Below are 26,833 nucleotides of genomic sequence, written 5' to 3'. Positions count from 1 at the left end.
TATGTTTAAAGCACTCAAAACATACAAACTTTTATTTCTAAGATTAATTGCTATTGTTGTGATGATCGAAATTTCTATCTATTTTTTTAAAATAGGATTGATTTTCACAGCAGTATTTGGTCTTTTTTTTGTTTTTCTTCTCATTCGCGAAATGTATTTTTATGTTCGTAATTTCGTTATGCTTTATGACAAAACGATTGCGTCGATTCTGCAAAATGATTTTACATCAGATTTTACCAAACACAAATTCAACAAGAGTTACGATGATTTATTTCTTTTGTACGACAACCTAAAAAACAAGCAAAACGAGGAAATTTCAAAAGATATTATTTACCGCTCTATTTTAAATAATATTGAAACCGGAATTATCATTTTGCAAAAACAAGAAGAAGACTGGGATATCTTTTTGATGAACGATTATTTTTCGAGCCATTTTAATGTGCCTAAAGTTTCAAAATGGAAGTACTTGAAAAACCAACTGCCTTCGTTATGTGAGATTATTGAAGAAGGTAACTTTCAGGAAATAAAAACAGCTGTAGAAATTCGTATCAACGAGCAAAATATGCAAACTTTTGTTTTGCAGGCTTCAAGGACAGAGATTTTCGAAAAAGATTATTTTATTGTTTTACTCGATTCGATTCAAAATGTAGTAGAAAAAAAAGAGAAGGATGCCTGGGTAAATTTGATGAAAGTGATTTCGCATGAACTTTTAAATTCGATAACACCAATTCGTTCTATTTGCCAAAACTTACAGGATTTGGTAGAACAGGATTCGTTGTCTGCAGAAGATTTAGAAGATGTAAAAAATAGTGTCGAAACAATGTTGAGACGAAGCAATCATTTGCAAAAATTTGTCGAAGGTTATCGAAAACTAGCCATGCTTCCTTCTCCAAAAAAGGAAAAATTAGAACTTCATCACCTCATCGATATTGCGATAGAAATAATGAATCCGCTGTTTAGAGAAAATCAGATTGAAGTTGTAAATGCGATTTCATTCAAAAGATACATCGATGTCGACCCGCAGCAAATAGAACAGGTTTTGATCAATCTTCTAACAAATTGTATTTATGCCGTGAAAGATACTGCCGAAAAAAAGATTCTAATTTCGGCGGAAGCCAAAGAAAACAGAACTTTCATCAAAATTACAGATAGCGGAAATGGAATTGAAACTGAAATCGAAAATAAAATATTTCTTCCGTTTTTCACCACCAGAACTGAAGGTGCCGGAATTGGATTAACTTTATCTAAAAATATTATTGAAGCCCACGGCGGTTATATTACTTATAAACGCGAAAACGAAAAGACTATTTTTGAGATTTGCCTTCTTGAAGATTAATTTGTTGTTTTCTGAGAAAAATCATTGGTATTTTCAATTCATTTATTGCGTGAGGTAATACTTTTAATTACTTTTATATCATCAAATTTGATCACTCCCAATGATTATAAAGAAAAAGAACACCTGGTTTAAAATGCTTTTTGAATGGAGAGGTTCTGTTTTACCCCAACTTCTTCCGAGACTTTTGTTATTGTTGTTATTTTCGTTTTCAGTTGTCTATTTTAAGTCCTATTTAATACAATATGATTTACATATCAATCCTGCTATTTTTACGCTTTTCGGGATTGCACTGGCTATATTTCTGGGATTTAGAAACAGCGTAAGTTATGATCGTTTTTGGGAAGGCAGAAAACTTTGGGGCGCATTGCTTAATGACACCCGATCTCTTGCCCGACAAAGTATCACACTGATCAATGATCCTGATTATAATGATAAACGTGCGAACTTCATTAACCTGCTCACAGCATTTGTATACAGCCTAAAACATCAACTTAGAGAAACTAATCCTGATCAGGATTTGAATCGATTGTTACCAAAAGAATTAGTAGAACAACTCAAAGAAGTACAATATAAACCCATAATTATCCTGCGGGAATTGGGTATTTGGGTGAAGAATACAAAATTAGAAAATAAAATAGACAGTGTTACACAATTGGCTTTTGAGGATAACCTCAACAAACTCTCTGATATTGTAGGCGGATGCGAAAGAATCGCCAGCACGCCAATACCCTATACCTATAGTGTATTATTACATCGAACAGTTTACATTTATTGTTTCTTATTGTCTTTTGGTTTTGTTGAAACAATGGGCTGGATTACTCCGTTTATAATAGTATTTATTGCCTATACTTTTGTGGCTCTCGAAGCAATTGCAGATGAATTAGAAAATCCGTTTGGTTTACAGCCCAACGATCTTGCTCTTGATGCGATGTCTCAAATGATTGAAAATACATTACAGGAAATAAATGGTAAAAAAGTAACTCCAGTCAATAAAACTTCTGATTATTGTATTACTTAATTTATGATAAACACTTCAATTATATTTGGTTATGAATAAAGTATTGCTGGTTGAAGACGATCCAAGGGTCGCTTCTTTTATTACGAGAGGACTTGAGGAAAATCTATATGAAGTCAAAACCATTACAAAAGGTTTTGAAGCGATTAAAGAGGTTATGGAGAATGAATATAGTATTATTATTCTCGATATTATGCTTCCTGATATTACCGGATTTGAAGTTTGTGAGCTTTTAAGAAGCCGAAAAATTATTGTTCCGATACTTATTCTGAGTGCGCTCGATACGCCACATGAAAAAATAAAAGGGTTGCAAGCCGGAGCCGACGATTACTTGGCCAAACCTTTCTTGTTTGAAGAGTTACTGGCCAGAATAAATGCACAGTTGCGCCGTGCAGAATTTAGTAACGGAATTCTTGATTTTCAGTCGTATGCAGGTGTCGAAATTAATATGAAAGAGCAAAGTGCATCGCGAGACGGAAAAGAACTCAACCTTTCGTCCCGGGAACTGAAACTTTTGATCTTTTTTATGAAAAATCGCGAGAAGGCTTTATCCCGAATATCTATTGCGCAAGCGGTTTGGAATATTGATTTTGATACAACATCGAATACGGTAGATGTTTATATTAATTATTTGAGAAATAAAATAGACAAGAACTTCCCTACTCCGCTTATTCATACCATAAAAGGAACCGGATATATGCTCAAAAATAAAGAGTCATGAATCTAAAGAATAAGTTGTCTTTAAATTCGACACTGCTTTTTGCTTTTACAGTTGGACTTCTTATGGCCGGTGCTTTCCTTCTTTTTAGAAGTCATATGAAAGATCTTTATTTTGATAATCTTGAAGATCATGCCATGATAACTGCTCTTTTTTATTTTGAAAAAGACGAGATTAAGGAAATTAACAATGAACGATATCGTCAAATTGAAATTCAATACAATAGAATTAATAACGAGTCGATACGCGTTTACGATGCTAAAACAAAAAAACTTTATATACGTGACAATGTTGATATTAAATTAAGTAAACATTATCTAGATGCGATAACAAAAAACAAGATCCTTCATTTTACCTTAGACAACAGACAGTTTGTTGGTCTTTTTTACAAAGACAATCAAGGCGATTTTATCATTGTTGTTTCGGGAATCGATCATACTGGCAACAAACAACTGGAGGCACTTGGTTTAATGTTTATTCTTTTTTATTTGGTTGGAATAGCTTTAAATTTTTTCTTAGGAACTTTTTTATCCAAACAAACTTTTCGTCCTTTTGAAGAGGTTATAGCCAAGGTAAACACGATAACAACTCAAAATCTTCATTCGAGATTAGAAGTTCCGCAGACAAGCGGAAAAGATGAGATTAAAGAACTTATAACAACGTTTAATTATCTTTTAGAAAGGCTTGAAAGTGGAATCATGATTCAGAACAACTTTCTAAAAAATGCTTCGCACGAACTAAAAACACCTCTTACTATTATTATTGGAGATATTGATGTATCGTTACAACAGCCTCGAACAAACGAACAATACGAAGAAATTCTAAAATCACTAAAAAAAGATGCGTTACATTTAAAATCTACTTTAGAAGGCCTTTTGGTATTATCCGGACTTCAACTTTCAGAACCTCAGCAAATGGATACCGTCAGAATAGACGAAATATTATGGAATGTTCTCGAAAAGAAAGCGATTGAATATCCTGAATCTAAGGTTTCTGTCAATTTTGACGCGATTGCCAATCATGAAGAGTCACTGTCTGTTTACGCGAATAAGCACATGCTTTTTATTGCTCTCTATAATATTTTAGATAATGCAATTAAATTTTCATCTCCTGCGCCAGTAGAAATTTTTGCTTTTTCAAAAGAGGGAAAACTTCTCTTAAAAATCACAGATAAGGGACCGGGAATTTCAGAAGATGATAAAAAATCTATTTTTGATCTCTTTTTTAGAAGCGATCGCACACGTCATATTCAAGGACAAGGATTAGGGCTTTTTATAACAATGCAAATATTCAAACTTCATAATATAACTTTGGTCGTAGATTCTGAACTTGAAAAAGGTACTTCATTTTCTTTAGTATTTCCTTAATATATAATACGGTTTTTTTATCTCACGCAGATTTGGCAGATTAAACAGATTTTTGTCTCAGTCGAATTAATCAACTTTAAAATTAGATTTGTGGTATTTCTTGTGTCGTACTTCATCTTCGCAAATAAATAGTCAAAGTTTACATAAGTAAACCCGACAGTTCCAAAGCCTCGGAATAAAAACCTGTTGGGTTTACTCTTTGTTCGAAATGACAAAATTTGTTTATTTATTGATTGATTATGAATCTCTAAGATTATCGATTTTCCCTTCCGATAACATTCACTTAACACTCTAATCTTTTTCTAATCTACTTCAAACAAAACCATAATCTACTTATTTATAACATCTTACACAAAACACTGATTTTAAAGTGCTAAACTATCTTTGCAATAAATACACATTCGTAATTGTAAATTAACAATGAAAATTTTTATGATTTTAAGTTAACAAAAGCGTTAAATCTGATCGAAACAAACTGAGTTTCTTTGTCAAATAAAAACTAATAACAACATGACAAAACTAAAACTCTTTTTTTCTGCTTTAATGCTTCTTGTTATGGGGAACATTTTTGCTCAAATTACAACCTCATCTTTATCTGCTAAAGTTAATGATGGTACAAGTCCGCTTACTGACGCTCAGGTTACCTTAACACATTTACCTACAAACTCAGTTTACAAAGCCACAACTGACAAACAAGGTCGGTTTAGTTTCGAAAATTTAAATGCTGGTGGACCTTACGAATTAGAAATTAAAAGCAAGGACACTAAAGATTATTCTAATGCACAAATCCATTTAGCACTTGGTGATAATGATTTGCCAACAATCGTGGTAAACAAAGCCGATAATAATATTTTGGAAGAAGTAGTTATCACAAGTTCTAAACCATCCTCTAAGAATAACGGAACAGGTATTAACGAAAAACAAATTAATGGTTTACCGGTAATCAACAGAGGAATACAAGATGTTACAAAGTTAGTTCCGCAAAGTTCGAACAACTCTTTTGCAGGTACCAACTTTAGATATAACAACGTAACGATTGACGGTTCTATTAACAATGATGCGATTGGTTTTAGTCCGTCATTAGGAGGTCAATCAGGAACTTCAGGAATGCCGGGAAGCAGTACGCGCTCTAACTCTATCAGTTTAGATGCTATACAGGATATTCAGGTTTATATTGCGCCTTATGATATTAAACTAGGAAACTTTTTAGGCGGAAGTGTAAACGCAGTTACGCGCAGCGGTACAAATACAGTGAGCGGATCTATTTATAGCTACGGAAGAAATGCCGCCATTACTGGCCCAAATAATGCGGGTGACGGATCTAAAATGCCAAACTCTTTTGGTGATTATCAAATTGGTTTTAGATTAGGATTACCTATTGTAAAAGACAAATTGTTCTTCTTTACCAATATGGAATATGCTGAGAGGACTGATCCTTTATTTTACAATGCCGGGTCGACAAACTCTGACGGAAAGCTAACTTCATTAGTAGATAATGCGACAGCTGAACAAATTTCGAATTTTGTTAAAGCAAACTACGGATTTGATCCGGGAACTTATGGTTCGTACAATAACTTTGCTAAGAGTCAAAAATTCTTCAATAAATTAGATTGGAAAATTAACGACAAACATTCTCTTTCGTTAAGAAACAATACAGTAGTTTCTCAAGCTTCAAATTTAGAGCGTGATGCGGCAAACTTCAGGTTCTCAAGCATGGATTTTACGCAAAAAAACCAATCTAGCAGTACTGTTCTAGAACTAAAAAGTCATTTTAACAGCCAATGGTCAAATTCATTTATTGCAAGTTACTCAGCAATTAAAGATTATCGTGATCCAAAATCAAGCAACATTATGTTTCCCCAAACAGAAATTGGTTACAATGGCGGAACAATTTTCTTAGGAAATGATCGTGAAGCAACTGTTTTTAATATGAAACAAAATACTGCCGAAATCACTGATAACGTTACTTACAAAACAGGAAACCATACTTTATTATTTGGTACACACAACGAATTTTATGACATTAATTACGGTTTTGTAAATGCTCTTAACGGAAGAGTTTCATACAAATCTTTGGGAGATTTCTTCAATAAACTTCCTACTCGTGTTCGTGGAACTTACCCTTTTGATGGTTCAACAAGAGATGAAATTTTTAATAATCCATATGCTAAATTCAAAATTAACTTATATAGCGTTTACGTTCAAGACGAAATTAGAATTGGTAATAAACTAAAAGTTACTCCTGGTGTTAGAGTTGATTATACTGACTTGCCAAATAAACCAAAATTGAGCTCTCAAGTACAAAATTCTCCAAATGATCCAAATTACGGAACTACATATACATACACTCCTTTAAATCAAATCAAAAACAACTTCTTTAGTACAGCATTAGTTTCTCCAAGAATTGGATTTACTTACAATGTAGACGAAGATAAAACCTTAGTTTTAAGAGGTGGATCAGGAGTATTTACAGGTAGAATTCCGTTTGCATGGTTAGGATATGCTTATTACAATGACGGTGTTGGTTACGGAAGTTATGACAAAAACAACCTTACTCCTGCACAAGTTGCAGCGGCTGGTGATCCTTTGGCAGCAAACGGTTTAAACGGATATCACGATGCAACTCCAAAAGTTCAGGCAGATTTAGTTGATAATAAATTCAAAATGCCGGCTGTTTTAAGAAACTCTCTTGCTATAGATAAAATCATTAATGGGTATAAATTTACAACTGAAGGTATTTATACAAAAGTGATTCGTGATCTTGAATTTCAGCAAGTAAATAAGACAGATAATCCAACTTATTTCTCTTACGACACCAATCATCAAATGCCAATTTATGCAGCCAATATCAATTCGGCCTTTTCAAATGCTTATTTATTGTCAAACACTAATAAAGGATACAGATATAGCATTACTGAAATGATTACGAAAACATACGATTTTGGTCTTAACTTTATGGTAGCATATACTTACGGAAATTCTAAAGATGTTACAAACGGAATTCGTAACTCTATGGAAAGTAACTTTCAAATGAATCAATCATTAACACCTAATGATCCTCAATTGGCAACTTCTAACTTTAATATCAAACACAGAATTGTTTCTAATGTTGGATATGCTGTAAAAGTAGCAGATAATAATACTTTCTCTGCCAACGTATACTTTAATGCGCAATCAGGAAATCCGTTTTCATGGGGATTTGTAAACGCTACAATTGCAGGAACAGGACAAGCAGCAGGATTAGCTTACGTTTTTAAAGATGCAACAGAAGCTGCTAAATATATTGGAGTAAATTCAGCTGGAGTACCATCGGCTACAGCAGCACAACAGGTAGCAAATTACGAAGCTTTTGTAAACGGAAATGACTATTTGAAAAGCAGAAGAGGAACATTCACAGAAAGAAACGGTGACACTACACCATGGAACATACAAGCTGATTTGAAATTAATGGATGAAATCAAAATTACAAAAGTGGGTACATTACAAATTTCTTTTAGCATGGCAAATATTGGAAACCTTATCAATAAAGATTGGGGAAGAAGTTATTTTGTTCCAAACACTTACAATTCAACAGCGAATCTTGGGTTAACAAAATCAGGAAATATAGGAGGAGTTGCTACTGGCGATCCAACTTACACTTTCCAAAAACCTACGTCAGCACCTTATACTGTAGATCAACTAGCTTCAAGATTCCAAGGACAGCTTGGACTGAGATATTCGTTCTAAAGATTGTGTTTTATTTTTTTTATTGTCTCCCAGTTTCATCCCTTATGAAACTGGGAGACTTTTTTTTGACCTATTCTCAAAATCCAATACGATTGAGTTCTTATTTTATTTTATTGAGATAAACTTAGTTTCCTCCTCCTGTGCATTATTTGAGATTTAATAACTAAATTAGTTACATGGAAACAAGCCCTGATGTTTTGATTATTGGCGGAGGACTTGCTGGTTTGACATCAGCAATACATTTGTCTCAAAAGGGATTAAAAGTAGTCCTGATTGAAAAGTCAGATTATCCCCGACATAAAGTTTGCGGAGAATATATCTCTAATGAAATTCTGCCTTACTTACAATGGCTTGGCGTAGAGGTTTCAAAACTCAATCCTACCAATATCACTAAATTCGAGTTTACAACAATTAATGGAAAAGCTGCAACTGCAAAACTTCCCTTAGGCGGATTTGGGATTAGCCGTTATGCACTCGATAATTTTTTATATCAAAAAGCATTAACGAACAACTGCTCTATTATTAAAGAAACTGTTACTAATGTTTCTTTAAGTAATGATATTTTCACTGTTACACTTCCAGATCAAATTTTATCTGCCAAAATAATATTGGGAGCTTTTGGTAAACGTTCTAATATTGATCAGGTTTTAGACAGAGATTTCATCAATAAAAAATCACCTTGGTTAGCAGTAAAAGCACATTATTCAGGTACTCTAGATAATGATCTTGTAGCACTGCACAATTTTAATGGAGGTTATTGCGGCGTTTCTAAAGTGGAGAATAACATTATAAATATTTGTTATTTGGCCGACTATAGTACTTTCAAACAATATAAAAACATTGAAGATTATCAACAGAACGTACTTTATAAGAACAAGCATCTTAAATCGGTTTTTGAAAACAGTTCACTTCTTTTTGATAAGCCTATTACAATAAGCCAAATATCATTTGATAAGAAGCAGCCTGTAGAAAACCATATTTTAATGATTGGCGATACTGCCGGACTTATTCATCCGCTTTGTGGTAATGGTATGGCAATGGCAATTCACAGTGCAAAAATAGCATCCGAATTAATACTAGATTACTATTCGAATAAGGAAATGTCCAGAGAATTATTAGAACGAAAATATACTGAAGAATGGAATACCCATTTTGGAAAAAGAATATATATGGGCAGAATTCTGGCTCAGATCTTAACTCATAAAACCATCACGAATATACTCGTTGGAATAGTAGCAGCATTCCCCGGAATACTGCGCAGAATAATTAAGCAAACACATGGTAAACCTATAGCAATCAATTAAATGATCATAAGCACAAAATACAGAACGCAGGAAACTGAAATAATGGATGATTTTTCTCTTCATGGAGAAGAATTAAAAGTTGCACTTGATCAAATTGCACAAATAAATCAATTGCTAGGCGGAAACAATCTTACGCTGCACGGAATCAAAAGATTATTAAAGAAATGTAATAGATCTCAAAACATAACCATAGCCGATATAGGTTGTGGCAATGGTGATATGCTGCGAATGCTATCGGATTTTGGTAAAAAAAACAAACTGAATTTTATACTTGTAGGCATAGATGCCAATGCATTTACAATAAATTATGCCAAAACATTATCAAGCGAATATTCAAATATTGAGTTTTTATGTGAAGACATTTTTAGCGCAGATTTTAAAGCCTTAAAATACGATATTGTTTTATGTACTCTTACTCTGCACCATTTTACCAATGAACAAATATTAAATATAATCACTACCTTTAATAACAATGCTGAAATTGGCATTATCATTAACGATTTGCATCGCAGTAAATTAGCATACCGTCTTTTTCAATTAATTTGCTTTATTTTTAATTTGAATAAAATGTCGCGTGAAGATGGATTAGTCTCTATTTTGAGAGGATTTAAGAAAAATGAATTAGAAGAATTCTCCAAAAAACTAAATTTTAAAAACTATACCATAAGCTGGAAATGGGCTTTTCGCTACCAGTGGATAATCGCTAACAAATGAGTGTAAAAATAGTAACTGTTGCTAAGCAACTACCCCAATATTCCCGTGAAACAGCCGACATACTCCCAATGTTGGAAACTTGGCTGCACGGACAAGACGATCGCTTTATAAAAAAAGTAAAAAAAATATTTGAAGGTGCCGCTGTAGACAAACGCTACTCTATAATGGATCCTGCAGAAGTTTTTACAGCAACTTCCTTTGAAGATAAAAATGATATTTATACTCGCGAAGTAATTATTCTGGGCGAACAAGTATTAGAAAAAGCACTTGCTAAAGCCAACTGGGATCCACAAACGCTCGATTATATTATTACGGTAAGTTGTACCGGAATTATGATTCCGTCCCTAGATGCATATCTTATCAATAAAATGAAATTGAGACAAGATATTGTACGACTTCCGGTTACCGAAATGGGTTGTGCCGCCGGAATATCAGGAATTATTTATGCAAAGAACTTCTTAAAAGCTAATCCCGGTAAACGTGCCGCTGTAATAGCTGTCGAATCGCCAACAGCAACTTTTCAGCTGAATGATTTTTCGATGCCTAATATCGTTAGTGCAGCAATTTTTGGAGACGGAGCCGCTTGTTGTCTTTTATCATCTTATGAAGAAGATAACGGTCCCGAAATACTTGATGAACAAATGTATCATTTTTATGATGCAGAACATATGATGGGGTTTAAACTCACTAATAGCGGTTTGCAAATGGTGCTGGATATCGAAGTTCCTGATACAATTGCATCGCACTTTGGTACTATTATTCACCCCTTTTTACAAAAAAACAATCTGGAAATAAAAGACATACATCACATGATATTTCATCCCGGTGGAAAAAAGATCATTACTACCGTCGAAGCTCTTTTTTCAGGATTGGGTAAAAATATTGATGATACTAAAGAAGTTCTCAAACAATACGGCAATATGTCGAGTGCAACTGTATTGTATGTTTTAGAGCGTATTATGGACGGAAACCCAAAATCGGGAGAAAAAGGATTGATGCTAAGTTTTGGCCCGGGATTTTCAGCGCAACGCGTTTTATTGCAATGGTAATTATTAGATAAAATAGAACGCGGATAAATACGGATTTTTTTAATAATTAAAATCTCTTGAATATTTAAAGAATGAAATCCGTTGCATCAGTGTTCAATTACAAAATAACCTATTAAACAAAACAAATTATGGCATTCGAAAATATCATTACAAAGTTACCTTACAGCAAGCCCTTTCTATTTATAGACGAATTGCTTCATGTAGACGAAAATAGTGCTATAGGAACTTATACTTATAATGAAGATCTGGATTTTTACAAAGGACATTTTAAAGATAATCCAGTAACTCCGGGCGTGATCCTGACAGAAACCATGGCGCAAATTGGAATGGTTTGCCTTGGTATTTATTTGTTGGGTGATGCTTTTAATAAAGATACCGTAATCGCTTTTACATCGGCAGATATGCAGTTTTTAAAACCTGTATATCCTAACGAAAAAGTAACCGTAACCTCTCAAAAATCATTCTTCAGATTTGGTAAATTGAAGTGTGATGTAATTATGAAAAACGAAGCCGGACAAGAAGTTTGTAAAGGTATTTTGGCTGGTATGATTACAAATAAACTATGAGCAAGCGAGTTGTAATAACAGGATTAGGCGTTGCGGCTCCAAACGGAGTTGGAATTCCTGCATTTACACAATCCATAAAAAATGGAATATCCGGAATTCGGCATGACGCACAATTACAGGAGTTACAATTTTCTTGTCAAATTGCAGGTCAGCCACAAATATCTGAAGAGCTTAAATTAGAATATTTTACAGAACTTGAACTTCGGGGTTTTAATAGTACAGGTATTTTGTATGGCGTTATTGCAGGTATAGAAGCCTGGAAAAATGCCGGATTGCCAATAGAAAACAATGAAAATCCAGATTGGGATAGCGGGACTATTTTTGGTTCTGGAACATCCGGTATCGATAAATTTCGCGAAAGCATTTACAAAATAGACGAATTGCAAGTCCGAAAACTTGGCAGTACTGTAGTAGCACAAACCATGAATAGTGGTGTAAGTGCTTATCTTGGTGGTAAACTAGGACTAGGAAATCAGGTTACGACAAATTCATCAGCCTGTGCAACAGGTACAGAAGCTATCTTAATGGCTTACGATCGCATACAATCAGGACAGGCAAAACGCATATTGGCAGGAAGTACTGGCGATAGTGGGCCTTATATTTGGGCTGGATTTGATGCTTTGCGCGTTTGCAGTTCTAAATATAACGACAGTCCTGAGCAAGGCTCCCGCCCAATGAGTGCCTCAGCAGCAGGATTTGTGCCTGGCAGTGGTGCTGGTGCTTTGGTTATAGAAGATTTAGAAAGTGCCTTAGAACGTGGCGCAACTATCTATGCCGAAATTCTGGGCGGAAATGTAAATTCTGGCGGACAACGTGGAAACGGAAGTATGACGGCGCCAAACAGTATTGCTGTACAAAAATGTATTACTACTGCACTACATAATGCGCAAATTTCTGCAAATGAAATTGATGCTATAAACGGTCATCTTACCGCGACTACAAAAGACAGTCTTGAAATTGAAAATTGGACAAAAGCCTTAGGGAGAAGTGGAAATGATTTTCCGTACATTAATTCTCTAAAAAGTATGACTGGACATTGCTTAAGTGCTGCAGGTAGTATAGAAAGTATTGCCGCAATTCTACAACTTCACGAAGGTTTTATATTTGGAAACATCAATTGTAATGATCTTCACCCCGAAATTACAGCGCATATTGATCCATCTAAAGTACCTTTAAAAACAATGAATACTCAACCCAATACAATAGCCAAAGCAAGTTTTGGTTTTGGTGACGTTAATGCCTGTATCATCTTTAAAAAATTTCAAAAATAAAATATATGAACAAAGAAGAACTTATTGCTCAGCTAAAAGTAATTATAAAGCCCTACACTACAAATACAGAAGCTTATGATACTCTTACAGAAGAAACTGATTTCATTAATGATTTAGGTATTAATTCGGCTAATTTGGTAGATATCGTACTCGATATAGAAGAAACGTTTGATGTCGTAATTGATAATACTGATATGGAGCATATGCTTGACGTTAAAACTGCAGTCGAAATTATCTCGACCAAACTGGCTGCAAAATGATTGGTAACGATATTATAGATATTGTACAATCCCGCCGCGAAAGCAATTGGCAGCGCAAAGGTTTTATTCAAAAGATCTTTACCGTCGAAGAACAATTATTAATTTCAAATGCCCAGGATTCAGAAATAATGCTTTGGATCCTTTGGAGTATGAAAGAAGCAGCCTATAAAATTTATAATCGGAAAACGAAACTGCGCAGCTATATACCACAACAATTCGTTTGCACTATAACATCACAAAACCAAGATTGCGTACTTGGGAAAGTAAATTGTGATGAAAGTATATATTATACAAAAACTATTCTTTCTCATGAAAGTATTAATACTATAGCTGTAAATACTATAGCTGATTTTCAGAATGTAATTGAGATCGAAAACAAAAACATTATAAAAGACAATAATGGTATTCCGTACTTTATAAATTCCTTTTCAAATATACCCCAAGATGTATCGATTAGTCATCATGGTCGTTTTGAAAAAGTGGTTACTATTAAAAACTAAAAAAACATTTATCATTTTTTAAGATAATGTAGACTCTAACCCGTTGAGTGAAATTATTATTTTCACATAGAAACATAGATTATATATTCTCAAAAAGGCTTTTCACTTATTTTAAATACACATAGTTAACTATGTGCGAGAAATACATTTCTCTTTTGCTTTCTTTTGTGCGTAAAAAAACTATGTTTCTATGTGTTAATTTTTTTTATGCCCTAGCGAAGAGAACGGACAAACTAATTGAACCCACGGGGTAAACTTTTATAATTAGTTATCTAATACCACCCAAAATTCGCTATCAAAATTATCACCAAATTGTTTTATCTTTAACAGACATTAAAAATTAACTGAATGTCTGATAATTTTCAAAAGTATGGCGATTTGTTTCAAGTAGATAAGGAACATTTTGATGATCTTTTTTCTGTTTTAAAAAGCACTACACTCGAAAAATCAGATTTCTTTTTACAACAGGAAGAAAAATGTGAATATATTGGTTTCATTAAAACGGGCACTCTAAGAAGCTTTCATAGTGGTGAAAATGGAAATGAAATAAGCTTCAATTTTCACTTTAAAAATCAATTTTTCACAGATTACGAAAGTCTATTGTTTGACAAGAAATCGAAACTAAACATACAAGCCATTCATAAATCAGAATTATTTCTACTCCATAAAGATGATTTAAAAGCCTTATACAACAAAGGAATTTATTGGCAGGAATTTGGCAGAAAAACAAAGGAAAAACTCTATATCGACGCCAAGAAAAGAATAGAAGACTTATTGTATTTCACGCCTGAAAAACGATACATCAATTTATTAAATGAAAACCCATTAATTTTTCAAGAAATCAATCAAAAACACGTTGCAAGCTATTTAGGCATAACCCCACAATCTCTAAGCAGAATACGCAAACGCATTAGTTAACTTAAGTGAACGTCTATTGAATTTCTAGTGGGTAATTTTGTCTTATTAACAATTTAAAAGTAAAAATTATGGCAACAAAAGATTTGACAATTGTTTTAGTTCACGGTGCTTGGGGAGATGGTTCGCATTGGAGACATGTGATTCCAGCATTGGTAAAAGAAGGTTATAAAGTACGTAGCGTTCAAAATCCTCTAACATCCTTACAAGATGATATCAATAAAACTAAAGATTTAATTGATGCACAAGATGGAAAAGTTCTATTAGTAGGACATTCCTATGGAGGAGCAGTAATTTCCGGAGCCGGAAATCATGAAAAAGTAGCGGGATTGGTTTATATCGCAGCATTTGCTCCAGATGCAGGAGATAGTTTAGGTGCACTTTTAGGCAAAAGACCGGGTTCAGGCGGAGCAAGTATTTATCCAGATTCAAAAGGTTTTTTATGGATTAAATACGATGAATTTCATGACGCATTCTGTCAGGATTTAGACAAAGAATCGTCATTAATATTGTCTTTATCACAAAAGGCAATACACGGACAATGTTTTGGAGATCAAGCTGGCGAACCAGCATGGAAAACAAAACCAAGTTGGTACCAGATTTCTGACAACGACAATATGATTCCTCCTGAAACTCAAAAAGAAATGGCGGAAAGAATAAATCCCAAAAAGATTATTCACCTTGATTCAGGACATCTTTCTTTGGCAACACACCCAAAAGAAGTAACTGCATTAATTTTAGAAGCCGCAGCATCACTTTAAAAAGACACAAAAAAAACCGCCAAAATATTGGCGGTTTTCTTCTTTATATCTTAAAACTAATCGATTACCAGCCTTTTACTGCTCCGCCTTTAAATTCACGAATGGCAGCCTGCTCTACTTCTGCAGATTGAAAAGCTTGTAAAAACTGTTTTACTTTCTCTTCGTTTTTATTGTCTTCTCTACTTACCACTAAGTTAACATAAGGTGAATCTTTATCTTCTACAAACAAAGCATCACGAGCCGGAACCAATCCTGCCTGCGAAGCAAAAGTATTGTTGATAATTGCAATTGTTACGTTTTGATCGTCTAATGCTCTTGGTAATTGAGGCGCTTCTAACTCTAATATTTTCAGATTTTTAGGATTACCTACTATATCTGTTACTTTAGGTAATAAACCAACATTTGGGCGAAGCTTCAATAAACCATTTTTCTCTAAAAGCAATAACGAACGACCTCCATTTGTAGGGTCATTTGGAATGATAATAGTACTTTCATTCTTTAATTCAGAAAGGTTCTTGATCTTTTTAGAATAAGCAGCAATTGGGTAAACAAAAGTTTTTCCAATGATCGCCAATTTGTAACCACGTTGTTTCGATTGCTCATCAAGATAAGGTTTGTGCTGAAAAGCATTTACATCAATATCTCCCTGACTTAAAGCTTCATTTGGAATCACATAATCGTTAAAAGAAACCAATTCTACTTCTAATCCGAATTTTTCTTTTGCCGCTTTTTTAGCCGCTTCTGCAACTTTTAATTCAGGTCCCGAAGCAACTCCAACTTTAATGTGGTGCGGATCGTTAGTTTTACTTTTTCCGCAATTTGATAAAACAAGTGCTAAAGCCATAACTCCAGCAATTTTTAAAATATTTAGTTTATTTTTCATTTCTCTATTTTCATTTAATTATTAATATTTTGACTTTTTGACTTTCGACTATAAACTATCTATGGTCAAATCGTTTTGATAAAGCATCTCCGACAAACTGAATAATGAATACCAAGATCACCAATAATGTTAGTACCGAGTTCATCGTTACGGCATCATAACCAATGTATCCGTATTGATAACCAACTTGTCCTAAACCTCCTGCTCCAACAGCTCCACCCATTGCAGAATAACCTACAAGCGTAATTAATGTGATCGATGCTGCGTTGATTAAAGACGGTAAAGCCTCTGGAAGTAATACTTTATATACAATCTGCAAAGGCGTTGCTCCTAAAGCTCTTGCTGCTTCAATTAAACCTGAAGGCAATCCTAAAAGACTATTCTCTACAAGTCTTGCAATAAAAGGCGCTGCACCAATACTCAACGGAACTAATGCTGCACTTACACCAATAGAAGTTCCTACCAATGCACGTGTAAACGGAATCATCCAAACAATTAATATAATAAATGGAATAGAACGGAAAATATTCACCAAAACCGATAAGGTTCTATTTAAAACAGGTTGTTCTAATATTTGGTTTTTTCGGGTAAGGAAAAGTAAAACGCCTGTTGGAAGTCCAAGTACAAAGCCAAAAAAGCCCGATACAAAAGTCATTACAATGGTTTCCCAAGTTCCTTTTAATAATAATTCAATAATCGTATCAGACATAACCTATGATTTCTGTTTTAATATGTTTAGAAATAAAATATTCTATTGCTGCTTCGTAATTCTCACGTTTACCAGATAATTCGATCAGCATTACTCCGAAATTTACATCTCCGGCCTGATCCATTTGTGCGCTGACAATTTTGAAATCAGTATCAAACAATCTTGAAACTTCAGAGATTACAGGTTCATTAACCGATTTTCCTGTCATTTCAAGCCTTAACAACGGAGATAAACCTTCGCCATCTTCTTTATGCAATTTTTCCTGATACACTCTTGGAATATCAAGATGTAATGATGAAGCAATAAATTCTTTTGTTAATTCATGTTTTGGATCTGCAAAAATTTCTCCTACACTTCCCTGCTCTATTAATTTTCCGTGACTGATTACGGCAACCTCATCGCAAATCGATTTAACAACTTCCATTTGGTGTGTAATTAATAAAATAGTGATATTAAGACGGCGATTAATATCCTTCAACAAATTAAGAATCGATCTTGTAGTTGCCGGATCCAATGCACTTGTAGCTTCATCACAAAGCAACACTTTTGGATTATTAGCTAAAGTTCTTGCAATCGCAACTCTTTGTTTTTGACCACCCGAAAGACTTGCCGGATAATCATTTGCCTTTTCTTTTAAGCCTACTAAATCCAATAATTCTAAAACACGAGTATTGATTTCAGCTTTTGAAGTTCCAACAAGTTCCAAAGGAAAAGCTACGTTATCAAAAACGGTACGCGATGAAAGTAAATTGAAATGCTGAAAAATCATTCCGATTTGTCTTCTTTCAATAGCCAATTGCGCATTTGATAATTGCATCAACGATTTTCCGTCGACTACAATCTCTCCTGAAGTTGGTCGCTCCAGTAAATTTACACATCGAATTAATGTGCTTTTTCCAGCTCCCGAAGTTCCAATCACACCAAAGATCTTTCCTTGCGGAACCTTAAGTGAAACATCTGATAAAGCCGAAACAATTCGGTTTTTCTGATGAAAATTTTTGGTAACATTTTTTAATTCAATCATTTCTTTAATTCAAGTTAAGTCAGGAAAATTCACTGACATAATTTTTTATAGCTTCTGAAATTGCAAATTTTAAAATCAAAAAGCCTTTCAATTTATTTTGAAAGGCCTTAGAAATAAATAAATTTACTTTTATATATAAGCCAGTTCATACCTTTTCATAGCTGTATTACAACACATTATCATGTTGCAGCTATAATGAATTGTATACTGGTTATTGTTTTTCATTGCTGCGGCAAATTTAAAGAGATATTTTGAATATTAAAGCAAAAATTATCAAAACTTTTATTATCCTATCAATATAATAGACTAATTAAAGCGAAATATTGATGAATACTTAGAGAATCAGGCATTATACTGCTTTTATCAACGATTTGGAATTATTATATCAAAAGATTATTTCTCGTACATTTCAGGTTTAACAACATACTCTGTTACAAACTGTCCATTTGCATCTGTGTAATTGTACTTTATAGTAATTTTATTGTCTCTGAAAGATTTCAATTGTGGATTATTTTTTACCTCTTCTAAAATACGCGGAAAAATGTACTTTCGAACCGTATCTATTTTAACATTGGCTTTAGTAATTCCAACCAAAACGTAGTTATATTGAAATGTTTTATCCGGTAAAGCCACAGCATTTTTTAACGTTGTGTTTTGGTCAACGTTCATTGGACAATTTTTATTTATTTCATTTGCTGCTTCAACTAAGGCTTTGTCAACGGATGCGTCACTAGATGGATTTAATAAAAATTGCATCAAAAAAAACATGATAGCAAAACCAACCACAAATCCTAAAATAGTTTTAAGATTAAACTTTCTTGAAGGTTTATCAGATTGCTGTTTCTTAATTTCAGGAACTGTATTTTCATTTTCATGAATTGGTAATTTAAATCCACAAACCGAACAATATTTGGAATTTGCATCGTTTTCAGCTTCACAATTTGAACATATTGCTTTCATACAATTTTGATTTCTTTTATTAATATTTTGACTTGTTTATGCTTTTATGCTATTGGGGTTTATTGACTACAAGTCTTATTCATGCATAAATATATGCAAAAATGTGAAACACCTTAAAATTTACAAAACTTTAATGTCACTCTGAGCGAAGTCGAAGGGCGCAATCAAAATCGATATTCTTTGTCGAGTTACGTCGTGCTCTACGACTTCGCTCAAAATGAAAAGATTACGAATGGAAACAAATAAATTAGTATAATCAACGCATTGTAAGTTCGAAACTTCAACAAAGCTAGAGTTAACTAATACCTTTCTGAAGCATCAAGCAATATTGCTAACTGAATACAAGGCAAATCAGATCGATTACTCCATGCATGATTTGTACCTCTTTGCACAACAATATCTCCGGCTTGCAAAAGCGTTTCATCTTCGTCGACAATAAGATAAATTTCTCCTGAGAGAATTACGATATAGTCGAGCGTATCGGTTTGATGCATTAATGGATGCGGCTGACCTTCCTTTGCTACAATTCCAAGATCCTTATCCGGAGGAATCTGAACATATCTAAAATAACTTCCGTTTACTGGTGTATTAGGAAAAGCGGTGTTTTCAATTGCGTTTTCTACATCCAATTTAACCGGCATACTATCTGTTGACCAAATATCTGAGATAATCAAGCCCGGAAAATGTTCTGAAACATTAGACACAATTGCATCATTTTCAATTATTGATTTTCCATTTCGTAAGCCTGTAACGATTCTCCTCGGAATTGTTTTCATAAATCTACTGTATTTGCATTATTAACTTCTTTCCATTCGTTTTATTCTTGCGAAGTATGGTGTGCGCTTTCAGAACAGTTTCAACTTCCAGATTGCCAATCATTTCAATATCCGGCGGAGTAATTAATTGCTGATACAATAAAGACGCTAATTCACTCAATCCGTTTTTATAATAATCATATCTCTTTTCCTGTCCATACACGTAGTTAGAGATATTTAGAATTGTTGTTCCTTTACTAAAAAGTACTTCACGAGAATCCAACGTAGAAAAATTGGTTACATCAACATAAGTCCCATTTGCTTTTAAAAGTTTAGCCGCTACAACAGCAATTTCATTTCCAACCAAATCCACCACAAAATCATACGATTTATTATTGTTAAGCCTTAAAGCAGTATCATATACAGCATCATTTCTATAATCAATAATTTGATTCTTTTTTACTCCAATGTTAAATAACGATGCAATACTATTCTCATTCCCTGCAGTAACAATAAGATTATGATAGCCCTTTGCAAGGAGTAATTTAATTAGCATATTCCCCACTCCGCCAGCTGCACCAGTTATAAAAATAGTATCATTTAAACCGGCATTCATTCTATTAATTGACTGTAATGCAGTAAGCCCGACAGAAGGTATTCCGGCTGCTTGTTCTAAAGAAACTGTATTAGGTAAATGCATTACAATTGCTGCGGGAACACAAATATATTCTGCATAAGTACCATTTGAGCCCATACTTCCGGAACCACAAAAAACGGAATCACCAATTTTAAAATCGGTTACTTGATTCCCAATTGCAGATACTATTCCCGAAAATTCCCGACCCAATATTGGCGAATGCAATAGTTTGCGTTCCATAGCATTTTCGGTCATCTGATAGTCTATCGGATTAAAACCTGCCGCACTTATTTTTACCTGAATCTCATGGCTTTGAGGTTGCGGTATATTTACCTCTTCCAGATAAAATGTTCCCTTTTGATGTAATACAATTGCTTTCATTTTTATTTGTTTAGGATTACAAAATTAAAATAGAAATGCCTTATTTTTGCTATAGGTTAACCCAAGGTAACCAGTTACCTAAGAGAAACTACTATGGCAAAAATTAACGATAACGGTACGCTTCGAGAAGCCAATTGCTCTGAAGAATTGATGGCAATGCGCGACAGCCTGGATGTTTTGGGTGGAAAATGGAAATTGATGATTTTACGTTTCTTAACCAACAGAACGCATCAGGTAATTCATTTTAAGAAAATGCAACGTGAAATCGATGGTATTTCTGCAAAGATGTTAAGCAAGGAATTAAAAGAATTAGAAACCAATTTACTTATTTCCAGAGCAGAACAGCAAACACGACCAATTACGGTGGTATATGCTATTACTGAATATGGAAAATCTGTGCTTCCGGTTACTGAAACTCTGGTACAATGGGGTTTGAGTCATCGTGAAAAAATAATTGAAACTATTAATAAATAAGCCGCAATCGTAATTAAACTGATTTTCTAAAATAAACTAGCTTCTGATGAAACTCTTTATTTATAGGTTCTTCAAAACTGAACTTTTCGTAATCCAGAGATTGTAATGTTTCTATTAAAACAGTATCAATTTCTAAAACCTTTACCCAAATCAAATCGTATTTTCTTTGAAGTGCAATTTCTTCAGCACGCTTGAACAATACTGCTACATCTTCTGGATTGAAATAAACAATATGCTCAATCCCAACCGCTTTGTTCGCTCCCAAATTTTGATTTGAAAGCCTGGAAGAATTTAGTTTCATAAAAGACAACGGATTATCACCTTCATAAACCATTAGTACTTCGACTGAAAAATCATTTTGTATTTTGAATAATTTTTGATGCGAAAGATTCTCATCGACATACTTTTCTCCTAATGCTTTTTGCCCAAATAAACCGGAATAGAACTGAATGGCTTTATTTTCCATCCAAACCACATTATCATTAATGATAACAACAAATTTTGCAACTTTAACCATGCTTACTTTTTTAACTGTTTAAAATGATAAATTACTAATCTGTTGGGGTAATTAATTCTAACACATAGAAACATAGATTTTATTCGCAAAAAAGAATGCAAAAAAAATACACTTCTTTAACATAGTCCCGAAGCCTCGGGATTCGTTTAAAATAAGTGAAACGCCTTTTTCAAAAGTTCAAAATCTATGTTTCTATGTGTTTTAATTATTTTAACGAATTACTGCCAAGAATTACGTTCATTATCACATTACAAAATTCCGCAGATTTACATTTAAAGTAAAGAGCAAAATGTCGGCAATTTTGTTCACTATGTCGGTAGTTTTTTTCGGTATTCTAAAGGCGAAATACTTTCATGATTTTTAAAAAACCGCCCAAAAACCGATTGGTTAGAAAAGTGTAAAATGTCACTTATTTGATTAATCGTTAAATCTTTATTCTGCAACAACACTTTAGCTTCAAGAATTATCATATCATCAATCCAATTACTCGCTGTTTTTCCGCTATTCTTTTTGATGACTTCTGATAAATATTTGCGGGTAATATTCAGTGAATTGGCATAATACTGAACAGATCGCTGACTTAAAAAATCTTTGAACAGTATTTCTTTAAATTTTTCGAAAATAGGATTTTGCGCAGAGTTTTTAGGGCTTCTTTTTTGAATACTGTCTATTTCATAAATCAATATATAAAGATAACTTCTTAAAATAAGGGACTGATTTTCGTAATTAGCCGCTAACGTTTGGCTGATGAGATTAAAGATTTGTTCAAATTTATTTCTAGATTTCTTTTCCAAATTAAACACATGATTATTCTCGAAAAACTCATATTGCAACAAGAAGAAAACATTTGTTTGCGTCTCCAGAAAAAACTGGGGTTTAAAAAAAATGATGTCGATTAAGATTTCATCACTATTTTTAGTAAAACTTCGTATCACTGACGGACTTAATGTAATGATTGCCGGAGCATCAATAACGATTTTCTCCAATTGAGTTTGCATTATAATACTGCCTTTTCTGAGGAATTCTATAGCATAACTTTCAGCTCGATAAGGTTCATTTATATAAGGATGATCTTGCGCCTGAATATAGAAGTAATCATCATTGTTGTCTTCATTTGAAAACAGACTTTTATGATGCGTAAGCGAATATGTTGAAATGGTATTCTTCAAGCGTTTTTGTTTTTAATCTATTCAAATATAGCTAACCCTTTTTCGCATAACAAAAAATGGCACTAAATAGCGCCATTTTTTTTAATTCAAATAAAATCTGAAATTTATTTCTTATCGATTTTATATAATTTTCCGCCATCAGTAATAGCGTACAAAGCGCCATCATTTCCCTGAGTAATATCTCTGAATCTTTGATTTTCAGAAGCAAGAAGTCTTTCTTCACCCACGACTTTATTATTTTCGATAGCAAGACGCACAATATGCATTCCGCTTAAAGCACCAATAAAAAGGTTATTTTGCCATTCAGGAACACGATTACCGGTATAAAAAGTCATTCCGCTTGGCGATACAACCGGATCCCAATAATAAACAGGTTGTTCCATACCATCTTGTTGCTGAATACCTGCACCCACTTTTTCTCCGCTGTACTCAATTCCATATGTGATCGTTGGCCAGCCATAATTAGAACCTGCTTTTAAGCGATTGATTTCGTCACCGCCACGTGGTCCATGCTCGGCCAACCAAATCTCTCCCGTATTTGGATTAAGTGCTAATCCTTGCGGATTTCTGTGTCCATAAGTATACAGTTCAGGCAATGATCCAGCTACACCAAATGAGGGGTTTCCAGAAGCAGGTTGTCCCTCTTTTGTAATTCTAACCACTTTTCCTAAACCAGATGTTAGTGATTGTGCCAAAGGTCGCGTTTCAAGAACAGAACGTTCACCTGTACTTACTACAAGATTTCCTGTTTTATCAAAAAGTATACGACCTCCATAATGAAGCGTACTAGCATTGGCAGGAATTGCGCGATAAATAACTGTTGCTCCTTCTATTGTTTTTTCATTACTCGCTAATTTCCCTTTTGCTACAGCAGTGTTATTTCCGCCAGCCACAGCTTCAGAGAAAACCCAATAAATCATTTTATTCGTTGCAAAATCAGGATCCAAACATAAACCTAGCAAACCTCCCTGCCCACCAGAATTAACTGCAGGAATACCTGTAATGGGCTCACTTACTACACCTGCAGCAGTAACAATACGCATGGTACCCGTTTTTTGAGTAATTAAGAAACGCCCGTCTGGAAGGCTTTTTATTCCCCACGGACTCGTAAGCGCGCTTGTAATTACATCTACCTGATAAGGAGTATTAGTTTGAATTCCGTTTATACGTGTTTGTCCTGAAAATGCAGGTTTATAAGTTGTATTCGCAGCATTACCTTCTACAGGATTTGTTACAGTTCCAGGGTTAGTATTCGATTCTTTGTCGTTTGCACAACTAAAGAAAGCAAATAATAGACTCGGCAGAATGGCGATATATTTTATTTTTCTCATGTTTGGGTAGATTTAAAAATTAATAAATGGTTATTGGGGATTTTAACCAAATTTCTTAAATTAAAATTAGAAAGACTTATATAATTTATTTTAAAAGTTACACAATTAACTGATATTAAAATTCTTATATAAAAATTAATACAATTAAAGTTTAAGTATGAGGCTAAACTTGCTAAAATTTCAGAAGGAGCCTCGTTTACTGAATCATTTTGCGGGACTTAGACTTTACTCAGTCTGACAATAGTTATAAAATATTCTAATACCATATAGAAACGAAAACATATTACAGCGTAACTAATTTATAAATCTCAAAAATAAATGATCCCTAAAATTCATTTTATAAAATTATTTTCTACTTTTGCAATCATCAGATGATATGATAAATAAATGAAAGCACTTATACAAAGAAAATCTCTCGCAGAAGAAGTTGCCTCTAAGCTACAAGAGCAAATATCTCTAGGTCATTACAAGATCAATGAGAAGCTACCAATTGAAGCGGAGTTAATGAAAAGTTTTGGTGTAGGTCGTTCGTCTATTAGAGAAGCGATGAAGTTATTGGCAAATTCAGGTTTACTTCGCATTCAGCAAGGTGTGGGTACATTTGTACAAGAAGTCAATACTACAAGAGAGCCAATGGATCAGCGATTAATGCGCGCCAATGTGCAGGACCTCGATGAGGTAAGACAGTTGTTAGAATTGAAAATTGCTGAAAAAGCTGCCATTAACAGATCTGAAGATGATATCATAGCCATGAAAAAGCATCTTTCTAACCGAATGATAGCAGCCAATGAAGGTAATATCGAAGAATGTATAGAAGCCGATGTACAATTTCATATCGCTATTGCCGAAGCATCAAAAAATGAAATTCTTGCTGATTTGTACAAATCTGCTTCTGTGCATCTTAAAAAAGGTTTTCTTCACCTTTATCCTGATACCAAAATATTTCTGGAAACCTCGACCATACATGAACAACTTTTAAAAAGCATTATTGCAAAAGATCCCAAAAAAGCATGGAACACTGTTGCAAAAATAATAGGACATATTAATTACTAATTTTTTACTCAAATTCATCAGATCATCTGATTTATTTTTACATTATGAAAACAGATACTACTTTACCAAACACAAAAAGCAGCTCGCAGCAATTAGCACAGAAAACCATTTTTTCTATTTTATTTGCCATTAGTCTTTCGCATTTTATAAATGACTTGCTACAGGCTGTTATTCCAGCTGTTTATCCAATTTTAAAAGACAAATTTAATTTAACCTTCACAGAAATTGGATTAATTACCCTAACCTATCAACTTACGGCATCCATTTTACAACCCTTTATTGGTTTTTATACGGATAGAAAACCACGTCCTTATTCATTGGCTATTGCGATGGCTTTTACATTAATTGGTTTAGCAGCGGTTTCTATCGCTTCTAGCTTTACAAATCTTTTATTTGCTGTAAGTTTAATTGGTATTGGATCCTCAATATTTCATCCAGAAGCTTCGAGAGTTGCGCATCTGGCCTCAGGAGGAAAAAAGGGATTGGCACAATCTATTTTTCAATTAGGAGGAAATGCAGGAAGTGCCGTTGGACCATTATTGGCAGCGTTAATTGTTGTTCCCTATGGACAGTTTAATATTATTTGGTTCTGTATTATTGCTGTTCTAGGAATTGGAATTCTTTCCAGAATTGCAAAATGGTATCAAGAACATTTAAATTTAAGAGCTTTAAGCAAAACTACTGTTACAGAAGAAGTTCATCATGCATTTTCTAAACAAAAAGTGATTGTTTCATTGGGTATTTTGTTGGTACTTATATTTTCAAAATACTTTTATATGGCAAGTATGACGAGTTATTATACTTTCTATTTAATTGATAAGTTTCATTTGTCTGTACAAGAATCTCAAGTTTATCTTTTTGCATTTCTTGGTGCAGTAGCCGCAGGAACTCTATTTGGTGGGCCGTTAGGAGATCGTTTTGGTCGAAAATATATTATCTGGATTTCTATACTAGGAGTTGCGCCTTTTACGTTGCTATTGCCTTATGCTAATTTATTTTGGACTGGTGTACTATCTGTAATAATTGGATTAATTATATCATCAGCCTTTTCAGCAATTTTGGTTTATGCAACTGAGCTTGTTCCCGGTAAAGTTGGTTTAATCGCCGGACTTTTCTTCGGATTGGCTTTTGGTATGGGTGGATTAGGTTCTGCTGTTCTTGGAAAATTAGCCGATACTACCAGCATCGAATATGTCTTTATGATTTGTTCTTTCTTACCTTTAATTGGCGTTTTAACTGGTTTTCTTCCGAATATTGAAGGAAGGAAAAAAACTCAAAAAAGTTAAATTGAAAATAAGCCTTTGTGGTAATTATTTAGCTTATTCGATTTACTAACGCAATAAAAATAGTAAACACATAGAAACATAGTTTTTTTATCAATGAAAGAATACAAAAGAGAAATATGTTTCTCAAACATAGTTACTATGTGTATTTAAAA

26 protein-coding genes are annotated in these 26,833 nt (G+C 33.7%); 17 read left to right on the top strand and 9 right to left on the bottom strand.

Translation table 11 applies throughout. The annotated features are described in order from the left end of the window. Position 1: 1 nt before the first annotated feature. From ACHRVZ_RS12955 to ACHRVZ_RS12890, 14 genes are all read left to right on the top strand, one after another. Entirely contained in the window at positions 2-1,336 is a 1,335-nt protein-coding gene (locus tag ACHRVZ_RS12955) for a sensor histidine kinase (RefSeq protein ID WP_395422975.1), read from the top strand. Between the two features lie 100 nt (positions 1,337-1,436). Continuing rightward, entirely contained in the window at positions 1,437-2,354 is a 918-nt protein-coding gene (locus ACHRVZ_RS12950) for a bestrophin family protein (protein WP_395422974.1), read from the top strand. 31 nt (positions 2,355-2,385) lie between these two features. Then, positions 2,386-3,072, top strand: a complete 687-nt coding sequence (locus ACHRVZ_RS12945; protein WP_395422972.1) for a response regulator transcription factor — start codon at positions 2,386-2,388, stop codon at positions 3,070-3,072. After that, the gene (locus tag ACHRVZ_RS12940) at positions 3,069-4,436 is read left to right on the top strand and encodes an ATP-binding protein (protein ID WP_395422970.1); all 1,368 of its coding nucleotides are present in this window, start codon (positions 3,069-3,071) and stop codon (positions 4,434-4,436) included. The genes ACHRVZ_RS12945 and ACHRVZ_RS12940 overlap by 4 nt, the downstream gene beginning before the upstream one ends. Before the next feature lie 510 nt (positions 4,437-4,946). Continuing rightward, entirely contained in the window at positions 4,947-8,162 is a 3,216-nt protein-coding gene (locus tag ACHRVZ_RS12935; protein ID WP_395422969.1) for a TonB-dependent receptor domain-containing protein, read from the top strand. Positions 8,163-8,338: 176 nt separating this feature from the next. Further along, on the top strand, positions 8,339-9,466 hold the full coding sequence (locus tag ACHRVZ_RS12930) for an NAD(P)/FAD-dependent oxidoreductase (RefSeq protein ID WP_395422967.1): 1,128 nt from the start codon (positions 8,339-8,341) through the stop codon (positions 9,464-9,466). Further along, positions 9,467-10,180, top strand: a complete 714-nt coding sequence (locus tag ACHRVZ_RS12925) for a methyltransferase domain-containing protein (RefSeq protein ID WP_395422966.1) — start codon at positions 9,467-9,469, stop codon at positions 10,178-10,180. It begins immediately after the preceding gene. Beyond that, complete coding sequence (locus tag ACHRVZ_RS12920) at positions 10,177-11,229, top strand: type III polyketide synthase (RefSeq protein WP_395422965.1); 1,053 nt, start codon at positions 10,177-10,179, stop codon at positions 11,227-11,229. The genes ACHRVZ_RS12925 and ACHRVZ_RS12920 overlap by 4 nt, the downstream gene beginning before the upstream one ends. A gap of 128 nt (positions 11,230-11,357) precedes the next feature. Further along, positions 11,358-11,795, top strand: coding sequence for a 3-hydroxyacyl-ACP dehydratase FabZ family protein (locus tag ACHRVZ_RS12915; protein WP_395422964.1), 438 nt, complete (start codon positions 11,358-11,360; stop codon positions 11,793-11,795). Next, entirely contained in the window at positions 11,792-13,066 is a 1,275-nt protein-coding gene (locus ACHRVZ_RS12910) for a beta-ketoacyl-[acyl-carrier-protein] synthase family protein (protein WP_395422962.1), read from the top strand. Before ACHRVZ_RS12915 ends, ACHRVZ_RS12910 begins: the two co-directional genes overlap by 4 nt. A 5-nt stretch (positions 13,067-13,071) precedes the next feature. Then, positions 13,072-13,326, top strand: coding sequence for an acyl carrier protein (locus ACHRVZ_RS12905; RefSeq protein WP_395422961.1), 255 nt, complete (start codon positions 13,072-13,074; stop codon positions 13,324-13,326). Further along, complete coding sequence (locus tag ACHRVZ_RS12900; RefSeq protein ID WP_395422959.1) at positions 13,323-13,826, top strand: 4'-phosphopantetheinyl transferase superfamily protein; 504 nt, start codon at positions 13,323-13,325, stop codon at positions 13,824-13,826. The genes ACHRVZ_RS12905 and ACHRVZ_RS12900 overlap by 4 nt, the downstream gene beginning before the upstream one ends. A 348-nt stretch (positions 13,827-14,174) precedes the next feature. Beyond that, positions 14,175-14,744, top strand: a complete 570-nt coding sequence (locus ACHRVZ_RS12895; protein ID WP_395422958.1) for a Crp/Fnr family transcriptional regulator — start codon at positions 14,175-14,177, stop codon at positions 14,742-14,744. 68 nt (positions 14,745-14,812) lie between these two features. Further along, positions 14,813-15,502 carry an alpha/beta fold hydrolase gene (locus ACHRVZ_RS12890; RefSeq protein ID WP_395422957.1) on the top strand — a complete coding sequence of 230 codons (690 nt, stop codon included), beginning with the start codon at positions 14,813-14,815 and terminating at the stop codon, positions 15,500-15,502. 64 nt (positions 15,503-15,566) lie between these two features. On the opposite strand, the gene metQ is transcribed toward ACHRVZ_RS12890, so the two are convergent. The 6 genes from metQ to ACHRVZ_RS12860 all read right to left on the bottom strand — a co-directional run bounded on the left by metQ (position 15,567) and on the right by ACHRVZ_RS12860 (position 20,851). Beyond that, a complete protein-coding gene (metQ, locus tag ACHRVZ_RS12885; RefSeq protein ID WP_395422956.1) occupies positions 15,567-16,385 on the bottom strand; it encodes a methionine ABC transporter substrate-binding lipoprotein MetQ in 819 nt (272 codons plus the stop codon). Positions 16,386-16,440: 55 nt separating this feature from the next. Beyond that, complete coding sequence (locus ACHRVZ_RS12880; RefSeq protein WP_395422954.1) at positions 16,441-17,094, bottom strand: methionine ABC transporter permease MetI; 654 nt, start codon at positions 17,092-17,094, stop codon at positions 16,441-16,443. After that, a complete protein-coding gene (gene metN, locus ACHRVZ_RS12875) occupies positions 17,087-18,118 on the bottom strand; it encodes a methionine ABC transporter ATP-binding protein MetN (RefSeq protein ID WP_395422953.1) in 1,032 nt (343 codons plus the stop codon). Before metN ends, ACHRVZ_RS12880 begins: the two co-directional genes overlap by 8 nt. A gap of 393 nt (positions 18,119-18,511) precedes the next feature. Then, positions 18,512-19,078 carry a zinc-ribbon domain-containing protein gene (locus tag ACHRVZ_RS12870; RefSeq protein WP_395422951.1) on the bottom strand — a complete coding sequence of 189 codons (567 nt, stop codon included), beginning with the start codon at positions 19,076-19,078 and terminating at the stop codon, positions 18,512-18,514. A 299-nt stretch (positions 19,079-19,377) separates the two neighbouring features. Further along, positions 19,378-19,854, bottom strand: coding sequence for a cupin domain-containing protein (locus ACHRVZ_RS12865; protein ID WP_395422950.1), 477 nt, complete (start codon positions 19,852-19,854; stop codon positions 19,378-19,380). Positions 19,855-19,858: 4 nt separating this feature from the next. After that, positions 19,859-20,851 carry an NADP-dependent oxidoreductase gene (locus tag ACHRVZ_RS12860; protein ID WP_395422949.1) on the bottom strand — a complete coding sequence of 331 codons (993 nt, stop codon included), beginning with the start codon at positions 20,849-20,851 and terminating at the stop codon, positions 19,859-19,861. Between the two features lie 93 nt (positions 20,852-20,944). Between ACHRVZ_RS12860 and ACHRVZ_RS12855 the strand changes: the two genes are divergently transcribed. Then, positions 20,945-21,325 (top strand): winged helix-turn-helix transcriptional regulator, encoded by a 381-nt coding sequence (locus ACHRVZ_RS12855; RefSeq protein ID WP_395422948.1) that lies wholly within the window; start codon positions 20,945-20,947, stop codon positions 21,323-21,325. 13 nt (positions 21,326-21,338) lie between these two features. Here the strand turns inward: ACHRVZ_RS12855 and ACHRVZ_RS12850 are convergent, their stop codons facing one another. The 3 genes from ACHRVZ_RS12850 to ACHRVZ_RS12840 all read right to left on the bottom strand — a co-directional run bounded on the left by ACHRVZ_RS12850 (position 21,339) and on the right by ACHRVZ_RS12840 (position 24,342). Next, positions 21,339-21,842 (bottom strand): hypothetical protein, encoded by a 504-nt coding sequence (locus ACHRVZ_RS12850; protein ID WP_395422947.1) that lies wholly within the window; start codon positions 21,840-21,842, stop codon positions 21,339-21,341. Positions 21,843-22,150: 308 nt separating this feature from the next. Further along, the gene (locus tag ACHRVZ_RS12845) at positions 22,151-23,011 is read right to left on the bottom strand and encodes a helix-turn-helix domain-containing protein (RefSeq protein WP_395422945.1); all 861 of its coding nucleotides are present in this window, start codon (positions 23,009-23,011) and stop codon (positions 22,151-22,153) included. Between the two features lie 104 nt (positions 23,012-23,115). Further along, positions 23,116-24,342 (bottom strand): PQQ-dependent sugar dehydrogenase, encoded by a 1,227-nt coding sequence (locus tag ACHRVZ_RS12840; RefSeq protein ID WP_395422944.1) that lies wholly within the window; start codon positions 24,340-24,342, stop codon positions 23,116-23,118. A 387-nt stretch (positions 24,343-24,729) separates the two neighbouring features. Between ACHRVZ_RS12840 and ACHRVZ_RS12835 the strand changes: the two genes are divergently transcribed. Both ACHRVZ_RS12835 and ACHRVZ_RS12830 read left to right on the top strand, forming a co-directional pair. Then, the gene (locus ACHRVZ_RS12835; protein ID WP_395422943.1) at positions 24,730-25,395 is read left to right on the top strand and encodes a FadR/GntR family transcriptional regulator; all 666 of its coding nucleotides are present in this window, start codon (positions 24,730-24,732) and stop codon (positions 25,393-25,395) included. A 44-nt stretch (positions 25,396-25,439) separates the two neighbouring features. Next, positions 25,440-26,681, top strand: coding sequence for an MFS transporter (locus tag ACHRVZ_RS12830; RefSeq protein ID WP_395422941.1), 1,242 nt, complete (start codon positions 25,440-25,442; stop codon positions 26,679-26,681). The last annotated feature ends 152 nt before the right edge of the window (positions 26,682-26,833 follow it).

It is taken from the genome of Flavobacterium sp. FlaQc-57, assembly GCF_044007395.1.
GTDB lineage: Bacteria > Bacteroidota > Bacteroidia > Flavobacteriales > Flavobacteriaceae > Flavobacterium.
The sequence above is the reverse complement of the archived record's forward strand: the minus strand, read 5'-3'. Positions and strand labels throughout refer to the sequence as shown.